Genomic DNA, 8803 nt, shown 5'->3' with positions numbered 1-8803 from the left:
CCCTCTCCCTCAGGGAGAGGGCCGGGGTGAGGGTGGTTTCATTCAACCTTCATCCTTCCTCCTTCAACCTTCCAGAGGGGGGCCCTTGCCACTTGAGACTTGCCACTGCCTTTAAGCCGCATTGAGCCAGATCAAGGCAAGGGCGCGGCCTTTGTCACATTCTGGCCAATGTTTTTGGCCAGGAATGCTGTATCCATGAGCGCAATTCATGAACGTACGGAGCTGCTCGTCGGCTCCGAAGGGTTGGATCGTCTTTCACGAAAACATGTACTCATCGCCGGTTTGGGCGGGGTCGGCAGCTACGCGGCCGAGGCCATCGCCCGCGCGGGCGTAGGTAGGGTCACGCTCATCGATCACGACGTGATCGACGCATCGAACCTGAATCGCCAACTGGTGGCCCTGCATTCGACGCTGGGCCAGCGGGTGTCGGACGCGATGGCGGCCCGGGTGCGTGATATCAACCCCGACATCGATGTGCGCACGATCGGCACGTTCCTGTGTCCGGCCAATGTGGACGACGTGATCCCCGCGGAACTCGATTACGCACTGGACTGCATCGACTCCATCGCCGGCAAGGCCGTCCTGGTGGCGTCCTGTCAGGAGCGCGGCATCCCCGTGGCTTCCAGCATGGGTGCAGGCGGCAGGCTCGACCCCACGGCGCTGCGTACCGGACCGCTGGAACACTCCACCCTCTGCCCCCTGGCCCGGGAACTGCGCAAGCGACTGCGCCGCATGGGCGCCAGCCTCGATTACCCGGTGGTCTATTCCATCGAAAAACCGCTCAAGGGAACCGAACACCGTCCGTTCAACGGTTCAAGGCCGGGGCGCAGCCGCACCGTCAACGGCACGATATCCTACCTGCCGCCCCTGTTCGGCTACATGCTCGCCGGACTCGTGATCCGCGGCCTGCTCGCTGAAGCGAACGCCGGCCGGGTCAGACCCGCGCGCCTGCGATCTGCGTGACGCACCTTGCAGCGAAACACCACAGGCGCGCTGAACACGACCATACATGGATGACACGACACTCGGCCCACATTGGGCTATAGTCGCAAGCGGGGATACTCACAGGGAATTTCCGGACCTTGAGCCACGAGGATGCACCAGACGACCGCGCCGGGGTCACCGGTGATCTGTTTCGGGCGGCAGACCTGCAACCGGGCATCGCCCGGGTGCATCAGATGGAGAGTCACTCCGAGGGCGGCGCACTCACGGGGCTGGTGCCATACCTTGCGGTCCCGGACGACGCGCTGACGCGCCTCTATGTCAGTCCGCTGTTCAAGTCACTGGTAACCCGGCCCGTCGGTCAGGGCCGTTTCATCAAGGATCACGACCGCTGGCGCAGCCACCTGCACCCGGATGACAGGGAGTCCGTCCTGCAGTCACTGCTCGCCACCCGTGCGAACCGCGAGCCATTCAGCCTCGAGTACCGCCTGAAGGACGGTGACGGCACCGTACGCTGGGTGCGGGACATGGGCGTCTACGTGGAAGACCCCCAGCGCGAGGACCTGGTCATCCAGGGTGTCATGGTGGACATCACCCGGGAGCACGAACTCGAGGAGCGTCTCGAGTCACTCGAGTCGGCGGTCGACACCACATCGAAGGATGACGCGCGGGGAGTAGTCGGACAACTGACACGCCAGATGCACGACACCCTGGAGCGGGCAGAGACCGGCATCTACCGGCTCGACAACCAGGGCTGCGTCACCTACATCAACCGGGTCGCACTGAAGCTTACCGGCTATGAGCGGGCTGCCGTACTGGGCATGTCCGCCACAAGATTTCACCAGGCCCCGGGCGACACACCCGACGACCTCGATGAACTCACGCGGGAACTCGTCCAGGCCCTCACTACCGGCAAACGCCACCACATCATGGACGCCACGCTCTGGCGGGCGGACGGGCGACCGGTGGCCGTGCATTGCCGGGTGGAGCCTGCCGGCGACGGCGAAAGCGTGGTCACGATCCAGGACGCCACCGAGCATCGCTCCCTGGCCACGCAGCTGGAATACCAGGCCACCCACGATCCCCTCACCGGTCTGTTCAACCGGCGCGAACTCCTGATTCGCCTGGAACAGGCGCTGCACCGGGCGCGTTCGCGGGACATGGAAGCCGGGCTCCTGTACATCGACGTGGACCAGTTCCGGGTGATCAACGACACCAGCGGCCACGCGGCCGGCGACGAACTGTTGCGCCAGGTGAGCGGACTCATGACCGCCTATGCCCGGCCAAGCGACGTGGTGGCGCGCCTCGGCGGCGATGAGTTCGCCATGATCCTGAACAACTGCACGACCAGCGAGCTGCTCGAACATGCCGAGACCCTGCGTGACCGCTTCGCCGAATTCGGCTTTCGCTGGGAGGACAAGACCTACACCATCAGCACCAGCATCGGCATCGTGCCGCTCAACCGCGAGAGCGGCAACGTCATCTCCGTGATGAGCGCGGCGGACACGGCCTGCAACACCGCCAAGGAAAGGGGCCGCAACCGGGTGCACATGTTCAAGCAGGACGACACCAGCCTGATTCGCCGCCAGGGCGAGATGCGTTGGGTGGCGCGCATCCACCAGGCGGTGCGCGAGGGCCAGCTGGCCCTGTTCGCCCAGCCCATCGAACCCGTAGGCGAAGAGGCCCGCGCCGAGCCCGGAAAACATCTCGAGATGCTCATCAAGATGCACGACGGACAGGGCGGCCTCATCGCGCCGGGGGTCTTCCTGCCCGCCGCCGAGCGTTACAACCTCTCCGCCACCATCGACCGATGGGTGGTGCAGCACAGCTTCGCCTGGATCTCGGACGAGGGCATCGGGCCCGAGCAGCTGGCGCTTTGCGCCATCAACCTGTCCGGCCATTCCGTCGGAGATCCCACCTTCCTCGAGTACGTCGTCGCCCAGCTCAAGCGCCACGCGCTGCCCGCAGACCGCATCTGCTTCGAGATCACCGAGACCGTGGCCATTGCCAACCTCACCCAGGCGCGCGAGATGATGTCGACGCTGGGCGGCATGGGCTGCCGTTTCGCGCTGGACGACTTCGGCAGCGGCATGTCCTCGTTCGGCTACCTGCGCACGCTGCCGGTGGACTTCCTCAAGATCGACGGCCTGTTCGTAAAGGACATCGCCCACGACCCCACGGACCTCGCCCTGGTGAGATCCATCAACGACATCGCCCACGTGATGGGCAAGCGCACCATCGCGGAATTCGTGGAATCCCGGGAGATCCTGGACCTGCTCAAGGATATGGGCGTCGACTACGCCCAGGGCCACTTCCTCGCCGAACCGGTGGCGGTGGCGGATCTTCGGATTTGACCCAATCCACGCTTGACAGCGCCGTGGAGACGCGGAAGAACGGAATGGACAGGATTAACAAGATTCACATGATTTTTTGAAACGCATTTAATCCTGTAAATCATGTTAATCCTGTCAGATCTTTTCTTATCCTGTTAATCCTGTCCATTTTCACTATTCCCTGCGCAAGACCCTGTCCACCAGCGCATCCACCAACGGCAGGGGGCGGAACTGCTTCTTGAGGGCCTTTCTGTCGTAGCGGCTGTCCACCCATTCAAGCAGACTCATGGGTTCGGTGGCGCTGTCGGCCAGATAGCGCTCAATGAAGAAGTCCAGCAGGCCGGTCTTGGCGTAGCGGTAATGGAAGTAGGGCCACAGGCGCAGCTGACGGGTTTGGGCCAGCGGAACACCCTCGACCCAGTGCAGGTAGAAGGTGGACATCAGGCCCACGCGATCCGCGCCGGACTTGCAGTGCAGGAGCGCCGGGTACTCGATGCGTTGCAACAGTTCATGGGCCGAGTGGATCGTCTCGCGTGAGGGCAGGTCGCGGGAATGCAGGCGCAGGTGCTCCAGGCGCACGCCGAGTCGCGCGCAGGTTTCGGTCTCAAGCGCAAGCATCGGGTTGTCGGGATCGTCGCCGCGCAGGTTGACCACGGTGCGGATGCCGTGGCGGGGAATGCGGCGCTCCAGGTGCCGGGGCGAGGGTTGTCCGGAACGAAAGGCTCTTTCCGAGATGCGATGGAAGTTGTTGAGTCCGAACTCGCGCACCCAGCCGTCATCGGCCCACAGGGCCCGGACATAGACACGCCGTCGCGCGGCAGGGGTGGACAGGTCGAAGCTCACGGGCGCTCCACGGCGTCCAGTTCCTCCTGGCGCGACTCGATCCATGCCTCCACATCCCGCAGGATCGCGTCGGGCTCGCGGTCCCGGGCCTCGATGGGCGGACCGATCTCCACGCGTACCGTGCCCGGGTACTTGATGAAGCTGTGGCGCGGCCAGTACACGCCGGCATTGTGGGCGACCGGTACCACGCGCCGCCCGGTGCGCGCCGCCAGCACGGCCCCGCCCTGCTTGTACCGGCCCCGGGTCCCCGGGGCAACGCGGGTGCCTTCCGGGAACATGACCACCCACAGGCCGCGCTCCAGCCGATCCCTGCCCTGCTCGACCAGCTGTTCCAGCGCACGGCGCCCGGCACCCCGGTCGATGGCGATGGGCTCCATGACGGCCATGCCCCAGCCGAAGAACGGGATGCGCATGAGCTCGCGCTTGAGCACATACACCTCCGGCGGAATGAACCGCTGCAGGGCAATGGTCTCCCACGTGGACTGGTGCTTGCAGAGCAGGACCCCGGCCTCGCCCTCGAGATGCTCCCTGCCCTTGACCTCGTACTTCAGCCCGCAGGTCACGCCCAGCCACCAGACATTGAAGCGTGTCCACTGGGACATGATCCGATAGCGCCCGTGCCAGGATAGCGGCAGGGTCAACGGACCGAACACCGCGAACAGAACCGTCGACGGCGCGAACCCCAGCCAGAACAGCGCGGCGCGCATGTAGAGCAAGGGCCTTGAGTGCCTACGCCTGGTGGTCATGGTTGCCGGTATTTTGAGCCGTGGCGATGCGAATTGTAGAAAAGCAATGGACAGGATGAACAGGATTTTTCTGGATGAACAGGATTAAAGAATTTTTGAGAAAAACCACCTAAACCACGTCCAAAACGCTTTTTCCTTAATCCTGTTAATCCCCAAAAATCCTGTTCATCCTGTCCATTGCATTTCTTAACCCTCGCTGCCCGGCTGCAGCCTGGACATGTCGGCCACTTCCAGGAACAACCCGCTCAGGTTGTTCAGCAGCGCGAGGCGGTTGTCGCGCACGGCGGCATCGTCGGCCATGACCATGACCGTGTCGAAGAAGCGGTCCACGGGTTCGCGCAGCGCGGCGAGTGCCGCGAGGCCCTCGGTGTAGCGGCCCTCGGCAAAGAGCGGCCGCGCCGTAGCGCGCAGTTCCTCCAGGCGTTCGTGAAGTGTGCGTTCCGCCTCCTCGGTGAAGCGTGCCGCATCGATGCGTTCGGGCAGCGTGCCCTCCACCTTGCGCAGGATGTTGTGGATACGCTTGTGTGCGGCGGCCAGGCTCTCGGCCTCGGGCAACGCCCGAAAATGCTCCACGCCGCGCACCCGGCGGTCGAAGTCCAGCGGGCGCATCGGGCGGCAGGCCAGAACCGCCTCGAACACGTCGGCGCCAATGCCCCTGTCCAGGTAGTAGGCACGCAGGCGCTCCATCATGTAGTCGAAGACCGGCTCCTCGGCAGCCGCAGCTTTCACGTCCGTCGCCTGGTAGCCCTGCGCGGCCGCATGGATGAGAGCGCGCAGGTCCAGGTCCAGTTCGCGCTCGACGATGATGCGCAGCACGCCCAGCGCGGCGCGGCGCAGGCCGTAGGGGTCCTTCGCGCCGGTGGGCTTCTGTCCGATGGCGAAGATGCCGACCAGGGTATCCAGGCGGTCGGCCAGCGCCAGCACCTGGCCGACGCCGGTTTCCGGCAGACTGTCCCCCGCATGGCGCGGCAGATACTGCTCTTCCATGGCGCGGGCGACGCCCTCGGGCTCGCCGGCGTGCTGCGCGTAGTAACGGCCCATGGTGCCCTGCAGTTCGGTGAACTCGAACACCATGTGGGTCTGCAGGTCGCACTTTGAGAGCATCGCCGCGCGGTGAGTCTCGCCATGGTCGACACCCAGCAGGTCCGCGACGTGGGTGCTCAGGCGCGCCACCCGCTCCGTCTTGTCGTACAGACTGCCAAGACGTCGCTGAAAGACCACCTGACGCAACGCATCCAGGTGTGATTCCAGCGGTTGCCTGCGGTCCTGGTTCCAGAAAAACTCGGCGTCGGAAAAGCGCGGTCGAATCACCCGCTCGTTACCTTCGCGCACACGCTCCGGTTCCCGGGACTCGATGTTGCTCACCGTGATGAAATGGGGCATGAGGCGCCCGGCCTCATCCACCACGGGGAAATATTTCTGGTTGTCCTGCATGGTGGAGATGAGCGCTTCCTGTGGCACCTCCAGAAAGCGCGTCTCGAAATGGCCGGCAATGGCACAGGGCCACTCCACCAGCGCGGCCACCTCGTCCAGCAGTTCCGGCTCCATGAGCGCACGACCACCCAGCCGGTTCGCCGCCTCTTCCACCTGCCCGACGATGGCCTCGCGGCGCGCCTCGAAGTCGGGCATGACACGGCCTTCGGTCTCCAGCAACGGCGCGTACGCTGCCGGCTCCGCGATGTAGAGGGTCGCCGGGTGATGAAAGCGGTGGCCGCGGGTCTCCCGGCCGGACTCCACACCCAGGATCCGCGCAGGCACCACTTCGTCGCCCAACAGCAGCACGACCCAATGCACCGGGCGGACGAACTCCGCGTCCGATTCGCCCCAGCGCATGCGTTTCGGAATCGGCAGCGCCGCCAGCCCGGCCTCCACCACCCCCGGAATCAGCTCCGACGCCGCCTTGCCGGGCTCCACGTGGCGGTGCACCAGCCACGCGCCCTTGTCGGTCTCCAGCCGTTCCAGATCCTCCACCGCCACGCCGCAGGAGGCGGCAAAGCCCTGTGCGGCGCGGGTGGGATTGCCGTCGTCATCAAACGCGGCGTTGAGCGCCGGCCCGCGCCGCTCCTGCGCCTGGTCCGGCTGACGCAGCGGCACGTCACGGCACAGCAACGCCAGACGCCTGGGTGCCGCGTAGGCGTGCACCTTTCCCGGCCCGACGCCCGCCTCGGCCAGCCCGCCTGCCACACTCTCCGCAAAAGCATCGCGCAGCCCCTTGAGCGCCTTGGGCGGCAGCTCTTCGGTGCCGATTTCGATCAGGAGATCTGTTTTGGTACTCATCAACGGAAAACCCTTCTTAGCCACAGAGGGCACAGAGGTCACAGAGCAAGGCGCTTGATCCCGTTCGCCAGACGTGACTCACCGAAATTCAGCAACAGGGCCCGTCGCAACCCGGTGGCCCTCAGATAGGACAGCGTTTGTGCTGTGGCGACTTCCGGGAGTTTCCTCACCACCTTAAGCTCCACAACCACTTCCTTCTCAATCAGCAGATCCAGTACCTGACCTGCGATAGATCTGCCCTTATAGGTGACAAGCACAGGTACTTGCCGCTCGAACCCGATGCCTCGCAGTTCAAGCTCATGGCATAAGGCCTGTTCATAGATTGTTTCCAGTAACCCGGGGCCCAGAAATGAGTGCACTTCCAGGGCCGCTGAAATAATGCGTCGAGTCAACGGGTCGTCTTCCATGTCGATCCCCCAAATCATTTTCTTAACTCTGTGACCTCTGTGCCCTCTGTGGCTAAGCGCCGCTTGAGTTCCTGCCCCCCAGCATAGGAAACCCTAACGCCTCGCGGGCATTGTAATAGGCCTCGGCGACGGCGCGGGCGAGGTCGCGTACGCGCAGGATGTAGCCCTGGCGTTCGGTCACGGAGATGGCTCGGCGTGCGTCCAGCAGGTTGAAGGTGTGCGAGGCCTTGAGCATCTGCTCGTAGGCGGGCAGGGGGAGGCCGGCGTCGATGAGCTTTTTGCTCTCGCGTTCGCAGGTCTGAAACCAGTCAAACAGGGCCGGCACATCGGCGTGTTCGAAGTTGTATGCGGATTGCTCCACCTCGTTCTGGTGGTAGACGTCGCGGTAGGTGACGCGGCCCTGGGGGCCTTCTGTCCAGACGAGGTCGAAGACGCTCTCCACGCCCTGCAGGTACATGGCCAGACGTTCCAGGCCGTAGGTGATCTCGCCGGAGACCGGCCGGCAGTCCAGGCCGCCCACCTGCTGGAAGTAGGTGAACTGGGTGACCTCCATGCCGTTGAGCCACACCTCCCAGCCCAGGCCCCAGGCGCCCAGCGTCGGGGACTCCCAGTTGTCTTCCACGAAGCGGATGTCGTGCACCAGCGGATCGATCCCGATGGCCTCCAGCGAGCCGAGGAACTGCTCCTGAATGTCCGCCGGCGAGGGTTTGAGGATCACCTGGAACTGGTAATAGTGCTGCAGGCGGTTGGGGTTCTCGCCGTAGCGACCGTCGGTGGGCCTGCGCGAGGGCTGCACGTAGGCGGCGCGCCAGGGCTCCGGGCCGATGGCGCGCAGGAACGTGGCCGAATGGAAGGTGCCCGCCCCCATCTCCATGTCATAAGGCTGCAGGATCACGCAGCCGCGCTCCGCCCAGTAACTCTGCAGGACGAGTATGAGTTCCTGAAAGCTCAGGTGACGGGACTTGGCGGTCTTGGTCCGGGGCATGGGATCGAAGGAACGCTGCAGTGGCGCAAAGGGCGTGAGTATACCGTCCGCGCCGCACCACAGACCAGCCGTCCGGGATGGGCTGGAAGCTGGCCCGGTTGATGCTATGAAATATTGGCAGGAGCCCGGGCGTGCCGGAACCGGCGGTTCAGCGGCCCGGTCCCCGCAGTCATCGACCCGGCCCCTTGCACAGTGACGGAGGAAACATGCCTGAACTGATCATGGAACCCACGCCCGCCGCCCAATGGCAGCGCCTGGTGCAGGAAGCGG

7 protein-coding genes are annotated in these 8803 nt (G+C 64.6%); 2 read left to right on the top strand and 5 right to left on the bottom strand.

What is annotated here, in order from left to right; genetic code table 11:
- Nucleotides 1-195: 195 nt before the first annotated feature.
- Together B1C78_RS12065 and B1C78_RS12060 are read left to right on the top strand one after the other, a co-directional pair.
- Nucleotides 196-963 (top strand): tRNA threonylcarbamoyladenosine dehydratase, encoded by a 768-nt coding sequence (locus B1C78_RS12065; protein WP_077279421.1) that lies wholly within the window; start codon nt 196-198, stop codon nt 961-963.
- Between the two features lie 119 nt (nt 964-1082).
- Nucleotides 1083-3296: an EAL domain-containing protein gene (locus B1C78_RS12060; RefSeq protein ID WP_245795414.1), complete on the top strand. Its 2214-nt coding sequence runs from the start codon at nt 1083-1085 to the stop codon at nt 3294-3296.
- Between the two features lie 153 nt (nt 3297-3449).
- Here B1C78_RS12060 and B1C78_RS12055 read toward each other — a convergent pair whose 3' ends face one another.
- From B1C78_RS12055 to glyQ, 5 genes are all read right to left on the bottom strand, one after another.
- Complete coding sequence (locus tag B1C78_RS12055) at nt 3450-4118, bottom strand: protein tyrosine phosphatase family protein (protein ID WP_245795413.1); 669 nt, start codon at nt 4116-4118, stop codon at nt 3450-3452.
- Nucleotides 4115-4864: a lysophospholipid acyltransferase family protein gene (locus B1C78_RS12050; protein WP_077279419.1), complete on the bottom strand. Its 750-nt coding sequence runs from the start codon at nt 4862-4864 to the stop codon at nt 4115-4117. The genes B1C78_RS12055 and B1C78_RS12050 overlap by 4 nt, the downstream gene beginning before the upstream one ends.
- 186 nt (nt 4865-5050) lie before the next feature.
- Nucleotides 5051-7141, bottom strand: coding sequence for a glycine--tRNA ligase subunit beta (gene glyS, locus B1C78_RS12045; RefSeq protein WP_077279418.1), 2091 nt, complete (start codon nt 7139-7141; stop codon nt 5051-5053).
- Between the two features lie 38 nt (nt 7142-7179).
- Nucleotides 7180-7548, bottom strand: coding sequence for a GxxExxY protein (locus B1C78_RS12040; protein ID WP_077279422.1), 369 nt, complete (start codon nt 7546-7548; stop codon nt 7180-7182).
- A gap of 52 nt (nt 7549-7600) precedes the next feature.
- Nucleotides 7601-8533, bottom strand: coding sequence for a glycine--tRNA ligase subunit alpha (gene glyQ, locus B1C78_RS12035; protein ID WP_077279417.1), 933 nt, complete (start codon nt 8531-8533; stop codon nt 7601-7603).
- Nucleotides 8534-8803: the final 270 nt, after the last annotated feature.

The organism is Thioalkalivibrio denitrificans, from assembly GCF_002000365.1.
Classification (GTDB): domain Bacteria; phylum Pseudomonadota; class Gammaproteobacteria; order Ectothiorhodospirales; family Ectothiorhodospiraceae; genus Thioalkalivibrio_A; species Thioalkalivibrio_A denitrificans.
The sequence above is the reverse complement of the archived record's forward strand: the minus strand, read 5'-3'. Positions and strand labels throughout refer to the sequence as shown.

Bases quoted from the DNA above. Each gene is read 5' to 3' on its own strand.
- B1C78_RS12065 (WP_077279421.1), top strand. From the start codon at position 196: ATGAGCGCAATTCATGAACGTACGGAGCTGCTCGTCGGCTCCGAAGGG.
- glyS (WP_077279418.1), bottom strand. From the start codon at position 7,141: ATGAGTACCAAAACAGATCTCCTGATCGAAATCGGCACCGAAGAGCTG.
- glyQ (WP_077279417.1), bottom strand. From the start codon at position 8,533: ATGCCCCGGACCAAGACCGCCAAGTCCCGTCACCTGAGCTTTCAGGAA.
- B1C78_RS12050 (WP_077279419.1), bottom strand. From the start codon at position 4,864: ATGACCACCAGGCGTAGGCACTCAAGGCCCTTGCTCTACATGCGCGCC.
- B1C78_RS12040 (WP_077279422.1), bottom strand. From the start codon at position 7,548: ATGGAAGACGACCCGTTGACTCGACGCATTATTTCAGCGGCCCTGGAA.